Raw genomic sequence first — 22,665 nt, forward strand, 5'->3', positions numbered from 1 at the left:
CCTCGCCGAACTCTTTCCAGGTCAACACGTCCATGCCCGGGTCCGCCATCATCCTTTGCCCTTCACTGCCGTCGATTGCCCGCCCGCCGGCCCTGACAGCTCACGCCGGGCCGGCGCGACGGTGCGCCGATGGGCAGTAAGTAGGCGCCCCCGCCAGTGCCACTGTCAACGCATTTCAGTCCGTTTGACGGGTACGGTCGTGGGCTATCCCTTGTTCGGGATCAGTACGTCCAGACGTGTGCGGGGCCGCCCCGGGGCCGGCCGCGTTCACACCAACGGCATCCAGCAGCGGCAGCAGTTGAGGATTGTCGCCGGCCTGGTCCATCCGTTTGCCGGCTGCGACGGCGTCGGCCTCGTGGTCGGCCCACAGGCATTGAGTTTCGCGGGCAAGAAAGGAGAAGGATCAGTCGCCGGTGGCGTAGGCGGTGAACACGAAACGGATCAGAGCGGCCCGCTCCGGTCGAGCTCGACGCCCCGCGCCTCGCGGCCCTTGGCGTCGCTGGTCCGCACGTTGAGGTAGCCGATGACAGCTGTGGTGGGGTGCCGCCGATGGTGGCCCTAGCGGGTGGCCTGCTCCTTGATGGAGACCCGCGGGTAGGAGCTCGAAGGTCTACACCACGGCCCGTCCAGCCCTCGCCAGACCGTGGAGGTCTTGAAAGCGATCGACTGCTACGCCTACCAGGCGTGCGAGACACCCGACTGGGAGCAGACCGAGGCGTACCGCTTCTGCGGGCGCTGCGGATCCAAATGATTCAACTGATTCCCGATAACGACGCCGCCAACAGCTGGCCCATCGAGACGGCCTGACCAGAAGCAGGCGGGGCCGCCCGGCAGAACGGATTGGGCGACCTTGCTACGTAGGTACCGTCCGCCGTGCTGCGCAGACATCCCTGTGTTTCGTGCTCAGGCCGGATCTTCGCTCGCGGCGTTCGGCGGTCCCGGTGCCGTGCTCTTGTTCCGCTGCTCGCCGTTTTCCGGGTGGACCCACCACACGAACAGGCAAAGGGCGCCTGTGCCGATGATGACGAGAGGTACCCAGATGTTGCCGTAACGGATGAACGCCCCGAACACGTTCCCGTCTCCGGGCTCTACCATTGGCCACCCGGCGGCGAGCCACGCAAACCCCGCACCGATGCCAAGAAACCCAGCCCCGAGTGCGTAGGCGATCGCTTCCGGATCCCCGATGGAACGGCGAGTGACAGCGGTGGCCGCGTAGGTGATCAACCCGCCGACGAGCCCCGCACCGAACACGACGATCAGCGCGGAGCGAGAAATGCCGCGGGGGGGGGGATCCACGGTCGCGTCGGTGATCTCGCCGATATACCCCAGCCGGTTCGCCAAAGCGTTGTCCAGCACGCCAGCGGTTCCGACCGGAAGGGTGGCCGGTCAGCGACGGCGCGAGCTACCGGACGTGGAGCGGCGGCACCTACGCCACCTACACGTTGATCAACGCGTTCGGATCAGGCGGCTACTCGCTTTCGGCCGCGTCCGTCGCGCATGCCGGTGTGGCACACCAGTGGGACTGGATGGACCCGTCCGGCGCCTATCCCGGCCGCTGATGGTTCTTCATCAAGAGATTGGCGTCGATGCCGGGGCGCGGCTGTACGTACGCGTGCGGGGCGCCGAAGAGCTCACGGGCGTTCGGCGGCAATCGCCTCGATGCTGCGGTAGGCGGTGGACTCGGCGTTGAGCGACGACATGGCACCTCCGGTAGCGGTTGAGGGCCCAGGCGCTCGGCATTCGTCGTGGTGACGGGGCCGCTCCCCGATGGTTTTGTGCCCATCCCAGCACGCCAGTCACGGCCCAGGGAAGACCTCACCGAACCGTCGCCGGACGCCGTCGCCGTGTCCGGGTACGGCCGGGTTGGTCAGGCCCGGCCGCTGGTGTGGGGTCGTCAGCCGCCAGCGGGTACGGGCTCTGCGGTGGTCCGGCCACCGCGCCGGCCGAGCAGCGCGTCCACCGACCACGGCCCGGCACCGAGCACGGCGATGACCAGGAACGCCCACGCGTAAAGGGCGGGTGTCACTCCGCCGTTCTCGATGGGCAGCAGGTCGGTCGGCTGGTGCACGACGAAGTAGGCGTACGCCATCGAACCGGAACTGAGCACGGCGGCCGGCCGGGTGGCGAACCCGAGCAGCACCAGTACACCGCAGACGAGCTGAATCAGCCCGGCCCACCAGTTCGGCCAGGTGCCCACCTCGACGGCCTGGCCGGTGCCCCGGGCGCCGCCGAAGATGCCCAGCACGGTCGCGGCCCCGTGGCAGGCGAAGAGAAGGCCGATCACGACCCGGAACAGTGACCAGACGGGTGCGGCGAAGCGGTTGGACGTCATGCGTGATCCTTCCAGGATTCCAACTAGAATGACAGGGTAGCCTTACCTAACTCGCACAGCCATGTCCTGCACGTAAACATCCATTGTTTTCTTTTCGGGTGGCGGTCGGGACCGAGGTGTCCCGCGGACGTCGGATCGGGCACACTCACCGAGGCGACGTGAGCACGTGTTCAAGGGCTGACGCCGGCCGGGCTGTGGTGGTGAGCAAGGCGGCGAGTGCGCCGGCCAGCGGGTCCGACCAGGATCGGGTCGAACTGCTCCTCAAGGCGGCGTCGGTTTCTCTTCGCGGCCGAGCTCAACCTCCAACGACAGGCTCGTGAGGTTCATCGACGAGCATCGGGCCGTTTAAGGGTCGAGCTGATCTGCTGGTTACTGCATCAGCACGGGCCGCAGATCGCCCCAAGCGGTTACTGGGCGGCCCGGTCACGACCTGTCTCGACGCGCCGGGTTTCCGGGATGTGGAGTTGACCCGGCTCATCCGCGCTGTCCACGCCGGGAACCTCGGTGTCTACGGTGCCCGCAAGGTGTGGCATGAGCTGCGCAGGCAGGGGTATCGGGCGGCCGGGTACACCACGGGCGGTTCACAACACCACCTCGAGGTGGGATATGTCAGAACGTGACGAAGACTCGGCGCTTGGGCTGCCCACTCACTCCAGGGATGCCTCGGATTGATGCCACTCGCACTCAAGCGCCACTTTGGGTCTTGATCTTGGTTCAAAGCCGTGTCGGTTCGCCGCCCGCAGGCTGGCTCGGGGCGCCGTCAGGCGGCGGTGAGGCGCTGGCGGGCGGCCGGTACGACGAGAGGGCTGCCGGTCTCCGGGTCGGGGATGATCCGGCAGGGCAGGTCGAAGACGGCCCGGACGAGGCCGGCGTCAACGATGTCGGTCGGCGCGCCCTGGGCGACGACCCGTCCGTCGCGCATTGCGATGAGGTGGGTGGCGTACCGGCAGGCCTGGTTGAGGTCGTGGAGCACGGCGACCAGGGTGCGACCGGTCTCCTGGAGTTCGGCGCAGAGGTCGAGTACCTCGATCTGGTGGGTGATGTCGAGGTACGTGGTCGGCTCGTCGAGGAGCAGAATCTCGGTCTCCTGGGCAAGGGCCATGGCGAGCCAGACCCGTTGGCGCTGGCCGCCGGAGAGTTCGTCAACGGGGCGGTCGGCGAGGTCGGTGACGCCGGTGGCGGCCATCGACTCGGCGACGACGCGCTCGTCTTCGCGGGACCACTGGCGCAGCAGGTTCTGGTGCGGGTACCGACCGCGGTTGACGAGGTCGGCGACGGTGATGCCGTCAGGGGCGACGGAACTCTGGGGGAGCAGGCCGAGGCGGCGGGCGACCTCCTTCGACGGGTACGTGGTGATGAGCCGGCCGTCGAGGTGGACGCCGCCGGTGCGGGGGCGCAGCATCCGGGCGAGGGCGCGGAGCAGGGTCGACTTGCCGCAGGCGTTAGGGCCGACGATGACGGTGAACGAGGCGTCGGGGATGTCGATGTCGAGATGCGCGGCAACCGTGCGCCGGTCGTAGGCCAGGGTCAGGTTCTTCCCGTAGAGCCGCGGAGATGCTGTCACCGGATCGAACCCTCCACATCGAAGTTTGGTGAGCCTAACATAAGTACCTGCCGGACGGAGGCCCTCATGGACGGCAAGGGTGGTTCCCGCGCCAGCGCGATGCTGTTCGGCGTCGTGATCGGCATCGTCATGGAGAACCTGGCGATCGGCATGGCCTGGGCTGGCGTTCGGGATCGGGATCGGCGCCGGTCGCGGCAGGGGCGGCGACCCGGACCAGGGTGACCCGAATCCCGACCGGCACTGACGCGGGCCGTGTACGCCGAACTGCGACCGGGCGACCTACAAGAAGCGCATCGCCGCCATCATCTGGCTCCCATGATCGCCAGGACACGCCCTAGACGCGGGCGGAGCGGGTCCGGCCGGCGAGCAGCCACACCAGGTAGACACCTCCGAGGGCGCCGGTGAGGACCCCGACGGGCAACTGCAGCGGGGCCAACAGCCGCTGGGCGCCGAGGTCGGCCAGGGCGAGCAGGGCCGCTCCGGTCAGCGCGGCGGGGAGCAGGTTCGTCCCCGGTGAGCGGGTCAGCCGGCGGGCGATCTGCGGGGCCGCCAGGGCCACGAACGGCACCGGCCCGGCCGAGGCGGTGCCGACGGCGGTCAGCGCGACGGCCACGAACAGCAGGGCGAGCCGGGCTCGTTCGACCCGCACGCCGAGCCCGCCGGCGATGTCGTCGCCGAGGGCGAGGGCGTCCAGCGACCGGGCGAGCAGCACGGTGAGCGGCAGCAGGGCGGCGAGGGCGGAGCCGACGGGTACGGCGTGCTCCCAGCCACGCCCGTTGAGGCTGCCGGTGAGCCAGACCGCAGCGGTCATGGCGTCGCCCAGCCGGGCCCGGGTGAGCAGGTAGCCGTTGGCGGCGGCAAGGACCGCGCTCATCCCGATGCCGACCAGCACCAGCTGGTGGGGACGGGCCGAGCCGCGCTGGAAGGCGAGCAGGTAGACTAGGACGGCGACGACCAGGCCACCGGCGACGGCTCCGCCGGCGACGACGGCCGTGCCGCCGCCGAGCAGGATCACGCCGACCAGCGCGCCAGTCGCCGAGCCCGTGGTGAAGCCGATGATGTCTGGGCTGCCCAGCGGGTTGCGGGACAGGCTCTGGAAGACCGAACCGGCGATCCCGAAGGCGGCCCCGACGGCGAGGGCGGTCAGTACCCGCGGCAGCCGCAGCGTGGTCACCGCGAACTCGCTCGCTGGCGTACCGGCGCCGAGCAGGGTGCGGACGACGTCGACCGCCGACAGTGGATAGTCGCCGATGGTGAGGCTGGCGACGGCGGCGGCCAGGATGACCGCGACCAGGGCCAGGCCGACGACGACCGGGCGCGGCGCGATCCGCAGCGACATGCCGGCCAGCCGCAGTACCAGCACCGGGCGGCCACCGCGCCCCTTGCCGGCACCGGGGCCGGCCGGACCGGTGGGCAGCCCGCCAGCGGGACCGGCGGGGGCGACGGCGGTGGGGTCGGCGGTCACGATCGGCTCCAGTCGTGGGCGGCGTCAGAGGCGGGCGATCCGCACCCGACGGACCAGGGCGATGAACACCGGCGCGCCGACCATGGCGGTGACCACGCCGGCTTCCAACTCGCCGGGTCGGGCGAGCAGCCGGCCGGTGACGTCGGCGGCGAGCAGCAGGATTGGGGCGAGGACCGCCGAGTACGCCAGCACCCAGCGCTGGTCGGGACCGGTGATCGCGCGGGCGGCGTGCGGTACGGCCAGACCGACGAAGCCGATCGGGCCGGCCGCGGCGGTCGCCCCGGCGGCCAGGATCACCGCGGCCAGCGCGGCGAGGCCGCGTACGGTGCCGGGACGGGCACCGAGAGCCCGGCCGGTGTCGTCGCCGAGGGCGATGGCGTTGAGTCCCCGGCCGAGGGTGGCGGCGAGCAGGGCACCGGCTGCGATCAGGGGGCCGACCTGCCACAGCACCGACAGGTCGCGGTCGGCGATCGAGCCGACGGCCCAGAAGCGGAACTCGTCGAAGGCGCCGGCGTCGAACAGGACGACGGCGGAGGTGAAGGCGGCCAGGGCGGCGGCCACGGCGGTGCCGGCGACGGCCAGCCGGGCCGGGGAGGCGCTGCCGCCCCGGGCGCCGAGCAGGTAGACCAGGGCGAACGCGCCGGCGGCGCCGAGCAGTCCGAACCAGACGTACACCCCGGGGTGGGACAGGCCGAGCAGGCTCAGCGCGGTGACGATCGCGGCGGCCGCGCCGGCGTTGACGCCGAGGATGCCGGGGTCGGCGAGCGGGTTGCGGGTCAGCGCCTGCATGAGGGCGCCGGCCAGGCCGAGAGCGACACCGACGGCGACCCCGAGCAGGGTACGGGGTAGCCGCAGGTCGCGTACGGCGACGGCGTCGGGCGAGCCGTCGTGCGCGGTGAGTGCGTCCCAGACGGCGGCGGGCGGCACCGGGCGGGCGCCGATGGCGACGCTGGCCAGCATGACGGCCGCGAGGACGGCGACACCGGCCAGCAGTCCGGTGATCCGGCGTGGTCCGGCGCCACCGGTCCGGGCGGGGCCGGTGGCGCCGGGTGCCTTCGCGGTCGGCCCGCCGAGGCGGGCCGTGGTCACCGGGGGTCCGCGGTGGCGGCCCGCTGGCGGCGGCGCCGTTCGACGACGAGCAGGACGAGGCCGGCGGCGGGCAGGATCAGGGCGCCGGCGAGCCAGCCGGCGGAGTCGACGCCGGTCTTGGGCAGCTCGCCGCCGGGCACCTGTGGGGTGGGGCTGGCGGTGGTGCCGCCACCGGCGGTGACGGTGAACTGGTCGGTGGCGAGGCTGCGGGCCGGGCCGTCGTTCTCGGCGCCGGAGCCGGCGAGGAACCGCAGCCAGTGGCTGCCGGCCGGGGTGCCGGCGGGGATGGTCACCGCCCCGGAGATGGCGCCGCTGTCGCTGGCGGTGACGTCGCCGAGGATGTCGACGTCGTCGAGCTTGATGGTGACGATCTGGCCCCGGCCGCCCTCGTTGACGAAGCCGGTGCCGGTGAAGCGGATCGCCTGCCCGGCGGCGACGGTGGTGGCGGCCAGCGAGACGGTGGCGCCCTGCGGGTTGGACGGGCGGGGCTCGGCGGCGGCCGGCCGGGCAACGAGTACGGCGCACAGCACGGCAAGCACGCCGCCGGCGAGGCGGAACGGGGTACGGCTCATGGTCTCTTTCTTTCCGGAAGGGGTGGGGCGGGCGGGGGTCAGCCGGCCGTCATCGCCCCGGCGACGTCGGTGAGGATGACGGTGGCGGCCAACGGCCCGCCGGCGCTGGTCCAGGCGGATCCGTCGACGGGCACGATCCGCTGGTCGCGGTAGGCGCGCAGCGCGGTGAACCCGGGGGTCTGTACGGCGTTGTCGAGCATGGCGGCGCTGGCGGCGCGGCCAACGTCGGCGGCGGATCCGGTGTTGCCCCCTTCAGGGCTGGTGGCGCCGCCAAGGGTGCCGAAGAACATCCAGTCGGCGTCGAGTTGGTCGAGGTTCTCCCGGCTGACCGGCTGGGAGTGGCCGGGGCCGTCGCGGTCCTGGGCGGGTGGGCGGCGCAGGCCGAGGTCGGCGAGGACTTTGCTGGGCGGGAGTTCGCGCAGCAGCACCGACGGCTGGCCGAGTCCCCAGCGGACGATGCTGACGGTGGCCCCGGTGTTCGGGCCGAGCCCGGCTTTGATTTCGTCGACCCGGCCGCGGTAGCCGGCGAGGACCTGTTCGGTCTCGGCGGCGCGGTTGACGACGTCACCCAGCGTGGTGAAGGCGGTCTGCCAGTCGGCGCCGGTGGGGCTGATGTAGACGGTCGGGGCGATACCGGCGAGCTTGTCCAGTACGGAGTCGTCCGCGCTGACCGTGCCGTCGGTGAGGATGAGGTCCGGGGTCAGGGTGAGGATCTGTTCGAGGTTGGGTCCGGCGACCGAGGCGACGACGGGGATACCGGCGGCCTTGTCGGCGAGGTACGCCGAGACGGCGCCCTGCCCGCGCCCGCTGGTGGTGCCGACGACGGTCAACCCGAGGGCGAGCGCCCCGTCGAGGGTGGGTTCGCTCAGGGCGATGACCCGGGTGGGGTCGGCGGGCACGGTGACCTGGGCACCCTTGCCGTCGGTGACGGTCCGGGAGCCATCCGGGGTGGACGGTTCGGTCGACTGGCAGGCCGTGGCGGCGAGCAGTGTCAGCAGTGCTCCGGCGACGACTCCTGCCGTGCGTGTGCGGCGCGTCCCGCGGCGTTCCACCGTTCGGCCTCCCGGATCTGTCTGGTCGTGGTCGGCGGGACCCCTGTCGTCACCGCGCAACATTAGGTTAGCCTAACCTGCGATCATGCCAGCAAGGGAAGCCTAACCTTTCTTGTCCCGCTGGATGACACCCATCCCCGAAAGGAAGGGCATGCGACTGACATCGACACTTCGCGCGGTCACCGGCGCCCGGACGGGCCCGCGCGTACTCGCCGGGCTGTCCGCCGCGGCGCTCGGGCTGACCGTGCTCGCGGCGGCGAACCCCGCGTACGCCGCCGACCCGCGGCCGGACAACCCCAAGGGCGCGACGGTCGCGATCGGAGCGACCACAGTCGCCCCCGGCGGAACGATCTCGTTCACCGGCACCGGATTCGTCAACGCCGACGGCTCCGGCTCGGTCGTCCTCGTCAAGATCGACGACGGGGCGGTCCGGCTGCCCGACGGCGGCGACGTCTTCGCCGAGGTGACCGCCACCGCGACCACCGGCGAGATCTCCGGCACCGTCACCATCCCCGCCGGACTCACCGGCCCCCGCCACTGGCTGCGCATGCTGACCGGCTCCGGCCAGGCCGGCGACGAGGTACGCAGCCTGCACACCGAGTTCTTCGAGGTGGCCGAGTCGCGGACCCCCGCGGTGACGCTGGCGAACGCGACCGTGGCGGCCGGGGCGGCCCTGTCGGCGTCCGGGGTGCACTTCCCGGCCTCGGTCACCGTCACGGTCAAACTCGACCGGGCGGCCACCCTGACCACCTTCGAGAGCGGCGCCGACGGTTCCTTCACGGCGAAGCCGGTGCCCGTGCCCGCGGACACCACTCCCGGCGCCCACACGCTGAACTTCCTCGCCCCCGGCGGGGCCAGCGTCGCGGTGCCGTTCACGGTCGCCGCGGGGCCGGACCCCGGCGCCGCCTCGGCCACCGTCACCATCAGTACGGCGGTGACCGACACCGGGGCGCTGGCGATCCGGGTGAGCACCGGCGCGGTGGCACTGTCCACCCCGCAGGTTTCGCCCGAACTCGACGCGCTCGTCGCCACCGGAGTGCTGCCCACGGTCACGGTGAGCGACCTGCGGGCCCTCGATCCTGGATGGAGCGTCTCCGGCCAGATCGGTGACTTCACCGGCGACAAGGGCACCGTCGACGGGAAGTTCCTCGGCTGGACACCGAAGGTGGTCACCACGTCGCAGGGCCAGACCGTCACGGCCGGCGCGGCCGTGGCGCCCGGCACCGGACTGAAGACCGCCGCACCGCTGGCCACCGCGACGGCCGGACAGGGCCGGGGCACGGCGACCCTCGGGGCCGACCTCACCCTGCGCCTGCCGACCAGCACGGTGCCCGGCTCGTACACCGCGACACTCACGCTGACCGTCATCTGACGGGCGGCCACGGCCGGGGCGGACGGTCCCGCCCCGGCCGCGCGCCCGAACGCCCGCCCCGACCCCACCAGGACCAGGATGTACGCAGTGGACGCCCACCCCCGCCGCGGCGCCGTACGCGGCTGCGCCGCCCGCGTGCTCGCCGCCGCGGTCGCCCTGGCCGCGGTCGCCGGTCCGCTGGCCGGCCCGGCCGGGGCCGCCCCCGCCCCGAGCCCCGCCCCGACGCCCGGCGCCACCGCCGATCCGGACACCGCCGCACCGGCCGCCGCCTGGTCGGTGCAGCCGTCCGGGCGCGGCGGCCCCGGCAACCGGCCGTTCTTCAGCTACGACCTGGCCCCCGGCGGCACCGTCACCGACCACGTCGGCGTCACCAACCTCGGCACCGCGCCGGTCACACTCACCGTCTACGGCAGCGACGCGTACAACACGACCTCCGGCGGCTTCGACCTGCTGCCCGCCGACCGGCCGCCGACCGACGTCGGCGGCTGGATCCGGCTGGCCCAGACCACGGTGACCGTGCCGGCCCGGTCCCGCGCCGACATCCCGTTCACGCTGACCGTGCCGGCCAACGCCACCCCGGGCGACCACGCCGGCGGGATCGTCGCCTCGGTCACCAGCAGCAGCGCCGACGCGCGCGGCCACGCCACCCGGTTGGAGCAGCGCGTCGGATCCCGGGTCTACCTGCGGGTCAACGGCCCGCTGCGGCCGTCGCTGCGGGTCGACGACCTGAAGGCGGCGTACTCCCCCGGCTGGCACCCCGGAACCGGAGAGCTGACCCTGACCTACACCGTGCGCAACACCGGCAACACCCGCACGGCACCGACCCAGGCCGTACGGGTCGAGGGGCTGTTCGGGCTGCCGGTCGACTCGTCCACCCTGGATCCGCTGCCCGAGCTGCTGCCCGGCGGCGTGCTCCGGCGCACCGTGACGCTGTCCGGCCAGCCCGCCGCGCTGCGGCTGTCGGCGGCGGTGTCGGTGGCTCCCGACCCGGGCGCGGCGGCCTCGTCGAGCGCGGCGGCCTGGGCGCTGTCCTGGTGGTACCTGCTCGTCCCGGTCTTGGCCGCCGGCACCGGCTGGTTGCTGTGGCGCCGGCGGACCCGGCGGCCCGGTACGCCCGGCGGCCGGCGGCGCACCCGGACCGCCGGCACCACGGCGGCGAAGCCGTGACCGGCGGACCGGACACCGGCGCCCGGCGTCACCGGCGGGCCGGTCGGGGCCTCGCCGGGCTCGCCGTACTCGTCGCGGCCCTGGCCTGGCCGACGCCGGCCCGGGCCGATCCGGCGGTGACGGTGACGCCGGCCGCCGCCCGGCTGGACCAGACCGTCACGGTGGAGCTGACCGGCTGGCCACCCGGCGTGGTCACCGTGGCACTGTGCGGCAACGAGGCCCGGCAGGGCTCGGCCGACTGTGCGGTCGCCACGGCCGCCGCCGCTACGGTCCCGGACGCCGGTACGACCCGGGTGCCACTGCGGCTCACCCCGCCGCCCGTCGGCTGCCCCTGCGTGGTTCGGGCGGTGACCGCCACCGGCGACCGGACCGGCACCGCGGCGCTGACCGTGGTCGACGTACCGGACTCGGCCACGGTCTCCGGTCCCGCCGGCCAGGCGGACGGACCCCGGACCGTGGAACTCGTCGCCGCCCGCCTCGACGAGCGGTGGACGCTGCCCGGCCTGCTCGGCGGGCCGGCCGAGCGGACCCTGCGGCTGGACCTGCGCAACCACTCCGGGACGCCGCTGCGCGACCTGGTGCTCACCCTGGACCTGGGCCGTGCGGCCGGCACCGGCGGCGCGCCACCTCCGGTCCCGGTCCCCGACCTGGCCGCCGACGAACGCCGGGTGGTCGAGGTGCCGGTGACCATCGGCGCGCCGGCGGTCGGCCGCTATCCGGTGACCGGCCGGATCGACGGGTTGGACGCCCCGGTCACGTTCACCACGCACACGTCCAACTGGCCATGGCTGCTGCCGGTCGTACTGCCGCTCGTGGTCTGCGGCGTGGTGCTGGCCCGGCGGCTGCGGGCCCGGCCGGGCGGGGCGGAGTCGGACCCGGCGTACGACGCGGCGCGGCCGGACCCGGCCGGCGGCGGGCGGCACCGGCGGCCCGGCGGGCTGCGACTGGCCGGGGTCGGGCTGATCGCGCTCGGCGTGGGGTGCGCGGTCGTCCTGGCCGGACAGACTCTGTTGCCGGGCCGGGAGACCGCCGCCGCCCAGCGCGAGCTGGCCGAGCGGGTCGACGAGCGGTGGGCCGATCCGGGGCCGCCCCGCCCCGGCGAGACACCGCCCCGTCCCGGCGAGACGGTACGGACCAGCCTGGACGAGGCGCTCGTGGAGCCGCCGGCCGGCGAGCCGCTCGCCGTCATGCACGTGCCGCGCTGGCGGGCGAGGTACACGATCGTGCAGGGGGTGGGCACCGCCGACCTGCGCAAGGGACCGGGGCACTATCCCGGGTCGGCGCTGCCGGGCCGGGTCGGCAACTTCTCGGTCGCCGGGCACCGGGGACCGGCCGGTGAGCCGTTCAACGACATCGACCGGCTGACGGCCGGCGATGCGATCGTGGTGGAGACCGTCGGTGCCTGGTACGTCTACCGGGTCGAACGGCACGTGATCGTCACCCCGGACCGGGTGGACGTGGTGGCGGAGGTGCCGGAGCGGCCGGGGGTGGCCGCGACCGAGGCGATGATGACGATGACCGCCTGCCACCCGCGCTACTCGTCGAAGCTGCGGTACGTGCTGTTCTCCACACTGGCCGAATCGATGTCCAAAGCGGACAGTGGCCGGCCGGCGGCGCTGGACGAGTGAGCATCCTGCGAATTGCGCCACACGATCCACCATTGCTATTTAGGTTAGGCTTAGCTAATTTCATCTCGGTAAGATCGACAACTAACCTCCCGAGAGGAGTCCGCATGTCGAGCGATTCCGGCCAGCGCGGGCTGAACCGACGCACCCTGCTCGCCGGTGCCGGCGCCATCGCCGCCACCACGGTCACCGGCGTGGCCGCCGGCGCCAACCCCGCCGCCGCGGCCGGCTGGTGGGGCTACAGCAACCTGGTCCAGGCCGTCACCGACGGCTCGTGGATCTACGAGCTGGCCAACCTGCCCAGCCTCGGCAACGTCTACGTCGCCAACCCCTGGACCGACACCTCCAGCCGTACCCCCCGGCACCGGGTCGTCGTGGTCGACGCCGAGGCCCGCCGGGTCAAGGGCGAAATCGACCTCGGCGAGGGCAGCGCCTTCGGACTGGCCGCCAACCACGAGACCAACATCGTGTACGCCGGCGACCAGGTCTTCACCCGCAAGGTCTACGCCATCGACGGCCACACCAACCGGGTGATCGGCTCCACCGAGGTCGACGGCGGCGAGCCGCGCGGACTCGCGGTCAACCCGAACACCAACAAGCTCTACGTGACCCTGACCAACCAGGGCAAGGTGGCCGTACTCGACGGCGCCAGCCTGACCGTCGAGGCGGTCGTCGAGATCGGCCCGATCGAGCCGGCGAAGGTCGCGGTCAACCCGGTCACCAACAAGGTCTACGTCTCCAACGCCAACCGGCGCGGCACGGACAGCTCGGTGACCGTGATCGACGGTGCCACCAACGCGATCACGGCGACCATCCCGGTCGACCGGTACGCGCTGGGCATCTCGGTCAACCCCGTCACCAACAAGATCTACGTCTCGAACTACACCAGCGAGACGCTGACCGTGATCGACGGCGCCAGCAACGGCATCGTGGGCAAGGCGTACGTCGGGGGCAGCCCGACCGGCGTCGAGGTGAACCCGGCGACCAACAAGATCTACGTCACCATCTTCGAGGGCAAAGGCGCGGTGACCGTGGTGGACAGCAACACCCAGCAGGTACGCCGCCTGCGGGTCCGGCCGGCAGCCCTGGGCATCACCGTCAACCCGCGGTCGGGCCGGGTCTACTCCAGCAGCCAGACCGAGGGTTCGGTCTTCCTCGTCGACGAGAGCTGAGCCGTCGCGGGTTCCGACCGGGGGCGTCCCTGCCCGGCGGGATCTGCGGGAGCCAGCGACCCCGGCCCGTCCAAGGACGTACGGGCCGGGGCGCCGCAGGCGACGGGGTACCCGTATAGGCTTCGGGTGCCGATCGGACCGTTGCCGGAGGACCACGCTTGAGGCTCTGCGCCTGCGGGCACCCGCACGCCGCACACACCCACTTCCGGCCCGGCTCGGACTGCGGGATCTGCGGCCCACGGGAATGCCCGCGCTACCGCCCCGACCGCTGGTGGCGGCGGCTGTGGCGGGCCAGGACCGGCACCCCACCGGGCGACCGCGGCTAGCCGGCCCCGGGCCCGCACCCCCGACGCCGCGCTCTCCGACGCGCCACTCCGACGCCACGCACTGCCACACCGCGCACGACCACCGACACCGGCACGACCACCGCGCCCGCCGGCCGTCCAGACGACGCCGGGCAGCCCGCCCCCACCGCCGCCGACCAACCCGATCGATCGGTGTAGCATCATCGAAACGAAATTAGGCTAGCCTCGCCTAATCCGCCGATGGCTCCACTCGACGCGGGCACGTACGGCGGGATCGCACCCGACCCGCCGGGCCGGCAAGACCTGACCTGAGACTCCGCTGCGGAACCCGCCCCGGGAGGTTTGAGTGCAGCCGCTGCGTCCACGCCCGACCAGCCATCCGACCGTCACCGTCGTCGTACCCGCGCGCAACGAATCGCGCAACCTGGCCGAGGTGCTGCCCAAGCTGCCCCCGGTGCACGAGGTCATCGTCGTCGACGGCCACTCGGTCGACGACACCGCCGGCACGGTAGCCCGCGTGCTGCCGGCCGCCCGGCTCGTGCAACAGACCCGCCGTGGCAAGGGAAACGCGCTGGCCTGTGGGTTCGCCGAGGCGACCGGTGACGTCGTGGTCATGTTCGACGCCGACGGCTCGGCCGACCCGGACGAGATCCCGCGGTTCGTCGCCGCCCTCGTCACCGGCGCCGACTTCGCCAAGGGCAGCCGCACCATGGCCGGCGGCGGCAGCGAGGACATCACGGTGCTGCGCGGCCTGGGCAACCGCGGCCTGACCTGGTTCACCAACCGGCTCTTCCGAACCCGCTACAGCGACCTGTGCTACGGCTACAACGCCTTCTGGCGCGACGTGCTGCCCCGGCTCGACCTGCCCCGCCCGGAACCGGTCGGCGACCAGATGTCGTGGGGCGACGGCTTCGAGATCGAGACCGTGATCAACTGTCGGATCGCGGTCGCCGGCCTCGCCGTGCACGAGGTGCCGAGCGTGGAACTGTCCCGCATCCACGGCGTCAGCAACCTCAGCGCCCCCCGCGACGGGCTGCGGGTGCTGCGGACCATCCTCACCGAGTGGCGCGCCGCCCGCCGGAGCCGCCGGGCCGCCACCCGGAAGGGCGCGGGCGACGCCGGCCACACCCGGGGCACGGCCGCCGGCGGCCCGGCCGTGGGCGCCGTCGTGGAGCGGCCCGGGCCCGGCGCGGCCGTCGTACGGCGGTCCGAGCCAGCCCGGGTCCCGGCCCCCCGCCGCCCCGAGGTGATGACCCCGGCCGGCGCGGACGAGGCCGCGGCCTGACCATGGGTGACACCTCCCGGCCGCGGGTACTCGTCGTCGGCTCCGGCTTCCGCTTCACCTCCGGCATCAGCTACTACACCTGCCGGGCGGCGAACGCGCTGGCCACCCGGACCCCTACCAGCGTGCTGCTCATGCGCCGGCTCATCCCCCGGCTGCTCTATCCCGGACGGCGCCGGGTCGGCGTACGCATGCACGACCTCGCGTACGACGCGTCGGTGCCGGTCCACGACGGCCTCGACTGGTACTGGGGCCCGTCGCTGCCGCGCTCGCTGCGGTTCGTCCGCCGGCAGCGGCCCGACCTGGTGGTGCTCCAGTGGTGGACCGCCGCGGTGCTGCACTCCTACCTGCTGCTGGCCTTCACCGCGAAGCGGCGCGGCGCAAAGGTGCTGATCGAGTGGCACGAGGTCCAGGACACCGGCGAGGTACGCGTCCCCGGGGTCCGCGCCTACACCCGGGTCCTGATGCGGCTGCTGCTCCGCAACACCGACGGCCACGTCATCCACAGCGGATACGACCGGAACCTGCTGCTGGCGAACTACCCGCTCGGCGATGCCCCGCACGTCGTGGTCCCGCACGGGCCGTACGACCACCACGCCGCGCCGCCGGCCCGGCGGGCCGAACCCGACGTCACCAACGTGCTGTTCTTCGGGGTGATCCGGCCGTACAAGGGGCTGGAGGACCTGGTCGCCGCCTTCGACTCGCTCGACGACGGGCAGGCGGCGAGGCTGCGGCTGACCATCGTCGGCGAGACCTGGGAGGGCTGGGACGCCCCACTGGCCGCGGTCGCCCGGTCCCGACACCGCGACCGGATCACCGTCGTCAACCGGTACGTCACAGACGCCGAGGTCGGGCGGTTCTTCGCCGAGGCCGACGTCGTCGCGCTGCCGTACCGACGGTCGTCGTCGTCCGGGCCGCTGCACGTCGCGATGGGCACCGGCCTGCCGGTCGTGGTGACCGACGTCGGCGGGCTGCGCGAGGCCGCCCACGGCTACGAGGGCGCGATCCTCGTCCCGCCCCGAGACCCGGCCGCGCTGGCCGCCGCCCTGCTCGACGCCACCAGCCGACGCGGGCAACGGTTCGTCGACGTCCGCTCCTGGGACGACGTCGTCGACGGCTACCTGGAACTGTTCGGCACGGCCAGATCGCGCCTCGACCCGATCGGGAAGCCCTCGTGACCACCACCACCGCCACGGCGTCCGTCCTGGCCACCGCCCGCACCCCCGATCTCGTACGCGACGTCGAACTGACCCGGCCGCTGCCGCACCTGCCCGCCGACACCGGCGGCGTACGCCGCGGCCGGGCCTGGCTGGTCGTGCGGCGGCACGGCGTACCGCTGGGCATGCCGGTGCTGCCGCTGCCGGCCGGCGGGCTGCCCCCGGCCACGCTCGGCGCCGCTCTGGCCGACCACCTGTCCGGCGCCCTCGACCCGTCCGACGCCGACCGGCTGCGGGCCGGGCTGCCGGTGACCGCCGACGGCGCCGCCGTGCTCGCCGCCCGGGAGCGGGCCCGCCGCGACGGCGCTGCGGTCACCGCCGTCGTCTGCACCCGCGACCGCCCCGACGCGCTGCGCCGCTGCCTGGCCAGCCTGGTCACGCAGGACTACCCGCGAGCCACGGTGCTGGTCGTCGACAACGCCCCGACCGGCGGCGCCACCCGCGACGTCGTCGCCGAGTTCACGGGCGTGCGGTACGTCGTCGAGCCCGCCCCCGGCCTGTCCCGCGCCCGCAACCGAGCATTGTCCGAGGTGGACACCGAACTCGTGGCCTGGATCGACGACGACGAGGTCGCCGACCGGTACTGGCTGACCGAGGTGGCCCGGGCGTTCCTGGAACTACCCGCCGCCGCCGGCCTGTCCGGGCTGGTGGTGCCCGGCGAGATCGAGACCCCGGCCCAGGACTGGTACGAGGCGTTCGGCGGGCACAGCAAGGGCCGTGGCTTCGTGCCCGACGTCTTCGTCCCCGGGGAGATGGCGCAGAGCCCGCTCTATCCGCTGCCACCGTTCGGAGTCGGCGCCAACATGGCGTTCCGGCGCGAGGCGCTCGTCGCGGTCGGCGGCTTCGACCCGGCGCTCGGTGCCGGCACGCCCGCCGAGGGCGGCGAGGACACCATGGTCCTGACCCGACTGCTGCTGGCCGGCCGGACCCTGGTCTACCACCCGGCGGCGCTGGTCCGGCACTACCACCGCCGCGAGTACCCGCAGCTCGTCGCGCAGATGCGCGGGTACGGCGTGGCGCTGACCGCCTTCTACACCGCGCTGGTGTGGCACCGGCCCCGGCTGCTCCCCCGGCTCGTCGCGCTGCTGCCCCGGGCGCTGCGCGACGTACGCGACGGCGACAGCCTGCGCAACGTCGGCGTCCGTGACGGGATGCCGCCCGAACTCATGTCAACGAACCTGAAGGGGATGCTGGTGGGGCCCTGGCGATACGTACGGTCCACCGCGCGGGGCCGCCGCCGTGCCAAGTGACCGGCAGCGCCTGCTCGACCGCCCGCACGAGGAACCGGCCGGATCCCCGCCGGCCGACGCCGGGACGGCCGAGGCCGGCACGGCCGGGTCCGGTCCGGCCGCCGGCACCGATGCGGCCGGGCCGGACGGCGACCCGGACAAGACCGCCACGCCGGACAACGCCGCGCCGGACGGTCCCGCGACCGCCCGGCCGGCCCGCTGGGCACCGGCACTGTGTGGCGTCGCGCTGCTGCTGGTCGCCGCCGCGTTCGCCGGCGGCCGCTCGCAGGCGTCGTGGGCGATGGGCGGGTACTGGGCCGGACAGCTCCTGCTCGTCAGCGCGGCCGGCGCGGCCTGCCTGCTGCCCCGGATCAGCCCGGCCGGGCGGACCGGCGCGCTGTTCGGCTTCACCGCCGCCCAGTTCCTGATCAAGGTCGCGTACTCGCCGGTGCACGTGAAGTTCGCCGACGAGTTGCAGCACTGGCAGACCACGCTCGGCATGCTGGACAGCGGCCGGCTCTTCCCTACCAACCACAGCCTACCGATCAGCCCGGTCTTCCCCGGCCTGGAGATCCTGACCGTGGTCGTCATGAAGACCACCGGCCTGTCGTTCTTCCCGGCCGCCCTGGTCGTGTGCGGGCTCAGCACGATGCTGCTCACCGCCGCCGTGCTCCTGCTGGTCCGCCAGATGACCCCGCGCTGGGACGTCGTCGCCCTGGTCACCCTGGTCTACCTGTGCAACCCCAACCACGGCTTCTTCACGTCGATGTACCTCTACACCACCCCGGCCCTGCCGCTGCTGGTGCTGGCCCTGGCCCAGGCCGTCAGCCTGCTGCGCGACCCGCGGCGACCGGTCGGGCGAGTGGCGCTCGGCCTGGTGTGCGCCGGCGGTGTACTGGTCACCCACCACCTGACGATGGTGGTGTGCCTGGTCCTGCTGGCCACGATCGCGGTGTCGGCCGCCCTGGTCCGGCCGGTACGCCGGTCCGCCGCCGCGCTCGGCGCGCTCGCCGCCGGCTCGGTTGCCCTGTCGGTCGCCTGGGTGGCGCTGGTCGCCCCGGACACCGTGGGTTATCTCGGCGGCCCGCTGCTCGCCCTCGGTGAGACGTTCACCCAGTTCGGGGCGGTGGAGTCCGGCCAGGTGGCTGGGGCCGCGTCGAGCAAGCCGCTGGTCGAGACCGCCTTCTCGCTGGCTGCGATCCTGGTGCTGGCCGGGGCCGCCGGACTGCTCGGGCTGCGGTCGTGGCGGCGCCGGGAACGCTGGCTCGCGGTGCTGCTGATCGGCGTCGCCGGTCTGGAGGCGCTCATCGTGATCATCCGGGTGGTCAGTCCCCGTGGCGAGGAACTGGCCGGCCGTTCCCCGGCGTACGTAACGCTGGTGGTCGCCGCCGTACTCGGGCTCGGCCTGCACCGGCTGCCGGCGGCGGTCCGACGCGGCCGGGTCTGGCTCGCCGGAGCCGCGGCCGCGCTGTTGGTGCTCTTCGTCGGCGGGATCACCGCCGGGTGGCCGCCGAGCTGGCTGCGGCTGCCCGGGACGTACCACGCGGCCGGCTACGAGGCCGCCGTCGACGCGCACACGCTCCAACTCGGCTGGTGGAGCCGGGAACACCTGCCGGCCGGCGGCCGGTTCATCTCCGACTTCGGCAACCAGACCGTACTCGGCACCATCGGCGGCCTCGACCCGGTCAACAGCCCGGCGCCGATGTTCTACCGCCCGGAGTTCGACTGGGGCGACCGCTCCATGGTCCAGGACCTGGAGATCCGGTACGTCGTCGTCGACCGCCGGATCACCCTCGCCCCGCCGGCCCGGGGCACGTTCTTCATCGGCGACCCGCCCGAGGGCGGCACCGACACCAGTGGGCCGTTCCCCGCCGCGTCGCTGACCAAGTTCGACACGACGCAGGGCACCGGCATCGTCTTCGACGACGGGACCATCCGCGTGTACGACCTGTCCAACTCCCGCTATGCCTGGTAGCCGCCGCACCGCGCCCGCCGCCGACCCTCGGTGGGCCGGCGCAGGTCGCCCCGCAGTCGCCGACCTGCGGGTCTTCGTGGCCGTCCTGGCGCTGTGCGCGCTGTTCGCCGCCGGCACGCTGGCCGGCGCGCCGGTGCTGCGGGTGCCGGCCGGGCTGCTGCTGACGTTCGCCGTACCCGGGCTGCTGGTCCTGCGGCTGGTCCGGGCCAGGATGCCGCGCTGGCAGGCGGCGACGGTCGGGGTCGCGCTGTCGTTCGCGGTCGCGCTGGGTGCCGTACTGCTGCTGGAGGCGACCGGCACGGCCGCCTCCACCGCCGGCGTCGGCTGGCTGCTCGGCGGGCTCACCGTCGCGCTCGCCGGCGCCGACCTGGTGGCCCGCACCATCCGTCCGGTGCCCGGCCGGCCCGCCGGCGACGAACCGGCCCCGGCGGCCGGTTCGGGCCCGGACGGGCCGGCGCCGGGTACGCCGCCGCGGGCCGGCGCCGGAAGGCCGTGGCGGCGATACGTCCCGGTCGCGGCCGTCGCCGTGTTCTGCGCCGCCGCCGCGGCCACCGCCGTCACCGTCTCCGTCCACAGTGAACGTGTCACCGCCGCCGAGAGCTTCACCCAGGTCGGCCTGGTTCCCGAGCCGTCCGACCCGCGCAGCTTCACGGTCAGCGTCACCAACCGTGAGGGCACGCCGGTGCCGTACCGGCTGGTGGTCACCGCGCCCGGCACCGAACCGGTCGAACGGACGGTGACCGTGCCCGCCGGCCGGACCTGGTCGGACCGGATCACGGTGACCACCGCTGGCACGCTGGAGATCCGGGTGTACGGCGGCACGCCGACCGCCGCCGGACACCGCGAGGTACGGGCGGCGGTGCTGTGACGGCCAGCCCGCCGCAGGCACCGCCGGCCCGGACCGGGCGGATCGGCGCGCTGCTGCGGTCGAGTGCCGTACTGCGGTCCAGTTCGGTGCTGCGGTCGGCGGCCGCCCTCTACGGCTCCACCATCGTCACCGCCGGCCTCGGCTTCGCGTTCTGGGCGGTCGCCGCCCGGCTCGCCTCCCCCGCCGAGGTCGGCTCGGCCGCCGCCGCCATCTCGGCGATGCAGTTGCTCGGCTCGTTCTGCACCCTCGGGCTCGGCAGCCTGCTCATCTCCGAACTCGCCAAGCGCCCCGAGACGACGACCCGGGTGGTCAGCGCGTCGCTCGCGGTCAGTGCCACCGTCGGGCTGGTGCTGTCGCTGGGCGTCGCCGTCGTGATCGGGCCGGTGCTCGGCCGTGGCGGGCCGCTGTTCGGCAGCGTGCCCGGGATTCTCGTCTTCGCGCTCGGCTGTGCCGCGCACGCCGCGACCGCCGTACTCGACCTGGCGCTGGTCGGCGCCCGGCTGCCGGCCCGGCAACTGCTGCGCAACACCGTCTTCGCGGTGGCGAAGCTGGCACTGCTGCCGGTCGCGGCCGCGCTCGCCGGCCTGTCCACCAGCATGATCTACCTGGCCTGGCTGCTCGGCTCGGTGCTGTCGGTGGTCGCCGTGCTGTCGCGCAGCTCCCGGCCGTCGCGGTGGCTACGGCCGCCGGCCCCGCCGACCGTGCTACGCGGCCTCGGCGCCCAGGCGGCCGGCCACCACGCCATCAACGTCTCCGCGCACGCCCCGTCGCTGGTGCTGCCGATGGTGGTCGTGGCCGTACTGCACCCGGTGCACAACGCCGGGTTCTACATGGCGTTGCAGATCGCCTCGTTCGCCTGGGCGATCGGGGTGCACCTGTCGACCGCGCTGTTCGCCGTCTCCGCCCACGACCACGGCCGGCTGCGCCGCGAACTGCTCGTCGCGCTGCGGGTGTCGCTGCTGGTCACCGCCGCCGGGGTGGCCGGCTCGCTGCTGCTCGGCGGCTGGCTGCTCGGGCTGCTCGGGCCGGCGTACGCGCTGGCCGCCCCCGCCCTCGTGGTGCTGTTCGCGGTGTCGCTGCCGTCGGCGGTCAAGGCGCTGTTCATCGCGGTGTGCCGGGTCCAGGGCCGGCTGCGGCTCGCCGCGACCGCGACCGTCGCCGGGTCGGCGGCCGAGATCCTGGCCGGCGTGGCCGGCGCCCGCTACGGGGTGACCGGGGTGGCCGTTGGCCTGTTGGTCGCCAACCTCGTCCAGGGTCTGCTGATGTGGCCACGGGTGGCCCGCGCCGCCGGCTTCGCCGGCCCGTGGCGGCGCGGCCACGGGGTGACCGGCGATGGCTGACGGCGCCGACGCGCCCACGGTCAGCGTCGTCATCCCGACCGTGGGCCGGCCCAGCCTGCGCCGCGCCGTCGACAGCGCGCTCGCGCAGACCCGCCCGCCGCACGAGATCCTGGTCGCCTTCGACGGCACCGCCCCGGCCGCCGACCCCACACCGTGGCGCGACGCCTGGCCGGACCGGCCCGTACGCTGCCTCGTCGCCGGCGACGGCGGCCCGACCGCGACCCGCACGACCGGCGTCGAAGCGGCCACCGGCACCCTGGTCGCCTTCCTCGACGACGACGACGAATGGCTGCCGGAGAAGCTGGAGGTCCAGGTCGGGCGGTGGCGGGCCGAGCGCGCCGAGGTGCCGTACCCGGTGGTGATCTCGCTCTGCGTGGACGTCGACGCCGACGGCAAGGTGCTGTTCGTGCCGGCCGCCGGCGCCGCGACCCGACGCCCGGCCGGTGGGCTCGCCGACCGGCTGTTCCGTCGTACGTCGCTGCGCCAGCGGACCGCGCTCGGCGGCTCCTCGTCGATCCTCGCCCCCCGCGACCTGCTGCGCGCCGAGCCGCTGGACGCCGGCCTCGACCTGCACGAGGACTGGGAGTGGCTGCTGCGCGCCGACCGGCGCGCCGACGCCCGGGTCAGCGTCGTCGAACGACCGCTGCTGCGCTACCGCCTCAACCGGCCGGGCACCTCGGCCGGGTCGCCGGGCAAGGGCTGGTGGGACAGCGTGGCCTTCGCCCGCTCGGCCGGGCTGAGCCGCCGGGCGTACGGCGACTTCCTGCTGACCGTCAGCGCCCCGATCGCCGCCGCGCACGGCGCCCGCCGCGACGCGCTGCGCATCGCCGGTACGGCACTTCGGCAAGGCCGGCCCGGACTGCCGGCGATCAGCATGTTCACCCTGCTGATGACCACCCCGGCCGGACTGCGCTGGCGACTCGGCGCGCTGGCCCAGAAGCTGCTCGGCTGAACCGGCACCGCCACCGGTGGCTCCCGGCCGGATCGTCGACCGGAAGCCACCGGAACCCGGCTAGCGCTGGGTGATGTCGGACGAACT

20 protein-coding genes, 1 pseudogene and 1 riboswitch are annotated in these 22,665 nt (G+C 73.8%); of the genes and pseudogenes, 13 read left to right on the top strand and 8 right to left on the bottom strand.

Translation table 11 applies throughout. The features are described 5' to 3' along the window. Positions 1-207 precede the first annotated feature (207 nt). From AB0M79_RS35990 to AB0M79_RS36000, 3 genes and pseudogenes are all read right to left on the bottom strand, one after another. Positions 208-319 (bottom strand): annotated as a pseudogene (locus AB0M79_RS35990) (IS5/IS1182 family transposase); the annotation flags it as partial. 584 nt (positions 320-903) lie between these two features. After that, positions 904-1,356, bottom strand: coding sequence for a hypothetical protein (locus AB0M79_RS35995; RefSeq protein ID WP_364223210.1), 453 nt, complete (start codon positions 1,354-1,356; stop codon positions 904-906). Between the two features lie 360 nt (positions 1,357-1,716). Continuing rightward, positions 1,717-1,810: riboswitch (ZMP/ZTP riboswitch) on the bottom strand. An 84-nt stretch (positions 1,811-1,894) separates the two neighbouring features. Then, positions 1,895-2,332, bottom strand: coding sequence for a DoxX family protein (locus AB0M79_RS36000; RefSeq protein ID WP_364223213.1), 438 nt, complete (start codon positions 2,330-2,332; stop codon positions 1,895-1,897). A gap of 458 nt (positions 2,333-2,790) precedes the next feature. Here AB0M79_RS36000 and AB0M79_RS36005 point away from each other — a divergent pair, with 458 nt between their 5' ends. Next, on the top strand, positions 2,791-2,952 hold the full coding sequence (locus AB0M79_RS36005) for an IS3 family transposase (RefSeq protein WP_364223216.1): 162 nt from the start codon (positions 2,791-2,793) through the stop codon (positions 2,950-2,952). A 140-nt stretch (positions 2,953-3,092) separates the two neighbouring features. On the opposite strand, the gene AB0M79_RS36010 is transcribed toward AB0M79_RS36005, so the two are convergent. After that, entirely contained in the window at positions 3,093-3,863 is a 771-nt protein-coding gene (locus AB0M79_RS36010; protein ID WP_364223263.1) for an ABC transporter ATP-binding protein, read from the bottom strand. A 99-nt stretch (positions 3,864-3,962) separates the two neighbouring features. Between AB0M79_RS36010 and AB0M79_RS36015 the strand changes: the two genes are divergently transcribed. Next, positions 3,963-4,118, top strand: a complete 156-nt coding sequence (locus tag AB0M79_RS36015) for a hypothetical protein (protein WP_364223219.1) — start codon at positions 3,963-3,965, stop codon at positions 4,116-4,118. A 112-nt stretch (positions 4,119-4,230) separates the two neighbouring features. Here the strand turns inward: AB0M79_RS36015 and AB0M79_RS36020 are convergent, their stop codons facing one another. The 4 genes from AB0M79_RS36020 to AB0M79_RS36035 form a co-directional block, all read right to left on the bottom strand. Then, positions 4,231-5,259 carry an iron chelate uptake ABC transporter family permease subunit gene (locus AB0M79_RS36020; RefSeq protein ID WP_364223266.1) on the bottom strand — a complete coding sequence of 343 codons (1,029 nt, stop codon included), beginning with the start codon at positions 5,257-5,259 and terminating at the stop codon, positions 4,231-4,233. 126 nt (positions 5,260-5,385) lie between these two features. Beyond that, positions 5,386-6,450 carry an iron chelate uptake ABC transporter family permease subunit gene (locus tag AB0M79_RS36025; RefSeq protein ID WP_364223222.1) on the bottom strand — a complete coding sequence of 355 codons (1,065 nt, stop codon included), beginning with the start codon at positions 6,448-6,450 and terminating at the stop codon, positions 5,386-5,388. Next, the gene (locus AB0M79_RS36030; RefSeq protein WP_364223225.1) at positions 6,447-7,022 is read right to left on the bottom strand and encodes a hypothetical protein; all 576 of its coding nucleotides are present in this window, start codon (positions 7,020-7,022) and stop codon (positions 6,447-6,449) included. The genes AB0M79_RS36025 and AB0M79_RS36030 overlap by 4 nt, the downstream gene beginning before the upstream one ends. A gap of 38 nt (positions 7,023-7,060) precedes the next feature. Further along, positions 7,061-8,074 carry an iron-siderophore ABC transporter substrate-binding protein gene (locus AB0M79_RS36035; RefSeq protein WP_364223228.1) on the bottom strand — a complete coding sequence of 338 codons (1,014 nt, stop codon included), beginning with the start codon at positions 8,072-8,074 and terminating at the stop codon, positions 7,061-7,063. A gap of 151 nt (positions 8,075-8,225) precedes the next feature. Here AB0M79_RS36035 and AB0M79_RS36040 point away from each other — a divergent pair, with 151 nt between their 5' ends. From AB0M79_RS36040 to AB0M79_RS36090, 11 genes are all read left to right on the top strand, one after another. Further along, positions 8,226-9,446, top strand: a complete 1,221-nt coding sequence (locus AB0M79_RS36040) for a hypothetical protein (protein ID WP_364223231.1) — start codon at positions 8,226-8,228, stop codon at positions 9,444-9,446. 87 nt (positions 9,447-9,533) lie between these two features. Next, positions 9,534-10,613 (top strand): DUF916 domain-containing protein, encoded by a 1,080-nt coding sequence (locus AB0M79_RS36045; RefSeq protein ID WP_364223234.1) that lies wholly within the window; start codon positions 9,534-9,536, stop codon positions 10,611-10,613. Further along, on the top strand, positions 10,610-12,241 hold the full coding sequence (locus AB0M79_RS36050) for a class E sortase (RefSeq protein ID WP_364223237.1): 1,632 nt from the start codon (positions 10,610-10,612) through the stop codon (positions 12,239-12,241). Before AB0M79_RS36045 ends, AB0M79_RS36050 begins: the two co-directional genes overlap by 4 nt. A gap of 104 nt (positions 12,242-12,345) precedes the next feature. Continuing rightward, positions 12,346-13,410: a hypothetical protein gene (locus AB0M79_RS36055; protein ID WP_364223240.1), complete on the top strand. Its 1,065-nt coding sequence runs from the start codon at positions 12,346-12,348 to the stop codon at positions 13,408-13,410. 651 nt (positions 13,411-14,061) lie between these two features. Next, positions 14,062-15,000 (top strand): glycosyltransferase family 2 protein, encoded by a 939-nt coding sequence (locus tag AB0M79_RS36060; protein ID WP_364223243.1) that lies wholly within the window; start codon positions 14,062-14,064, stop codon positions 14,998-15,000. Between the two features lie 2 nt (positions 15,001-15,002). Next, the gene (locus AB0M79_RS36065) at positions 15,003-16,175 is read left to right on the top strand and encodes a glycosyltransferase (protein WP_364223246.1); all 1,173 of its coding nucleotides are present in this window, start codon (positions 15,003-15,005) and stop codon (positions 16,173-16,175) included. Further along, on the top strand, positions 16,172-17,464 hold the full coding sequence (locus AB0M79_RS36070) for a glycosyltransferase family 2 protein (protein WP_364223249.1): 1,293 nt from the start codon (positions 16,172-16,174) through the stop codon (positions 17,462-17,464). Before AB0M79_RS36065 ends, AB0M79_RS36070 begins: the two co-directional genes overlap by 4 nt. Next, on the top strand, positions 17,454-19,418 hold the full coding sequence (locus AB0M79_RS36075) for a hypothetical protein (RefSeq protein ID WP_364223252.1): 1,965 nt from the start codon (positions 17,454-17,456) through the stop codon (positions 19,416-19,418). The genes AB0M79_RS36070 and AB0M79_RS36075 overlap by 11 nt, the downstream gene beginning before the upstream one ends. Further along, the gene (locus AB0M79_RS36080) at positions 19,408-20,286 is read left to right on the top strand and encodes a hypothetical protein (protein ID WP_364223255.1); all 879 of its coding nucleotides are present in this window, start codon (positions 19,408-19,410) and stop codon (positions 20,284-20,286) included. The genes AB0M79_RS36075 and AB0M79_RS36080 overlap by 11 nt, the downstream gene beginning before the upstream one ends. Then, positions 20,283-21,626, top strand: a complete 1,344-nt coding sequence (locus AB0M79_RS36085) for an oligosaccharide flippase family protein (RefSeq protein WP_364223257.1) — start codon at positions 20,283-20,285, stop codon at positions 21,624-21,626. Before AB0M79_RS36080 ends, AB0M79_RS36085 begins: the two co-directional genes overlap by 4 nt. Next, the gene (locus AB0M79_RS36090) at positions 21,619-22,578 is read left to right on the top strand and encodes a glycosyltransferase family 2 protein (protein ID WP_364223260.1); all 960 of its coding nucleotides are present in this window, start codon (positions 21,619-21,621) and stop codon (positions 22,576-22,578) included. Before AB0M79_RS36085 ends, AB0M79_RS36090 begins: the two co-directional genes overlap by 8 nt. Positions 22,579-22,665 lie beyond the last annotated feature (87 nt).

This window comes from Polymorphospora sp. NPDC051019, from assembly GCF_040683055.1.
GTDB lineage: Bacteria > Actinomycetota > Actinomycetes > Mycobacteriales > Micromonosporaceae > Polymorphospora > Polymorphospora lycopeni.

What these genes read in the sequence shown, in the direction of transcription:
- AB0M79_RS36000 (WP_364223213.1), bottom strand. Translation starts at nt 2,332, where the DNA reads ATGACGTCCAACCGCTTCGCCGCACCCGTCTGGTCACTGTTCCGGGTC.
- AB0M79_RS36015 (WP_364223219.1), top strand. Translation starts at nt 3,963, where the DNA reads ATGGACGGCAAGGGTGGTTCCCGCGCCAGCGCGATGCTGTTCGGCGTC.
- AB0M79_RS36030 (WP_364223225.1), bottom strand. Translation starts at nt 7,022, where the DNA reads ATGAGCCGTACCCCGTTCCGCCTCGCCGGCGGCGTGCTTGCCGTGCTG.
- AB0M79_RS36040 (WP_364223231.1), top strand. Translation starts at nt 8,226, where the DNA reads ATGCGACTGACATCGACACTTCGCGCGGTCACCGGCGCCCGGACGGGC.
- AB0M79_RS36055 (WP_364223240.1), top strand. Translation starts at nt 12,346, where the DNA reads ATGTCGAGCGATTCCGGCCAGCGCGGGCTGAACCGACGCACCCTGCTC.
- AB0M79_RS36065 (WP_364223246.1), top strand. Translation starts at nt 15,003, where the DNA reads ATGGGTGACACCTCCCGGCCGCGGGTACTCGTCGTCGGCTCCGGCTTC.
- AB0M79_RS36080 (WP_364223255.1), top strand. Translation starts at nt 19,408, where the DNA reads ATGCCTGGTAGCCGCCGCACCGCGCCCGCCGCCGACCCTCGGTGGGCC.
- AB0M79_RS36090 (WP_364223260.1), top strand. Translation starts at nt 21,619, where the DNA reads ATGGCTGACGGCGCCGACGCGCCCACGGTCAGCGTCGTCATCCCGACC.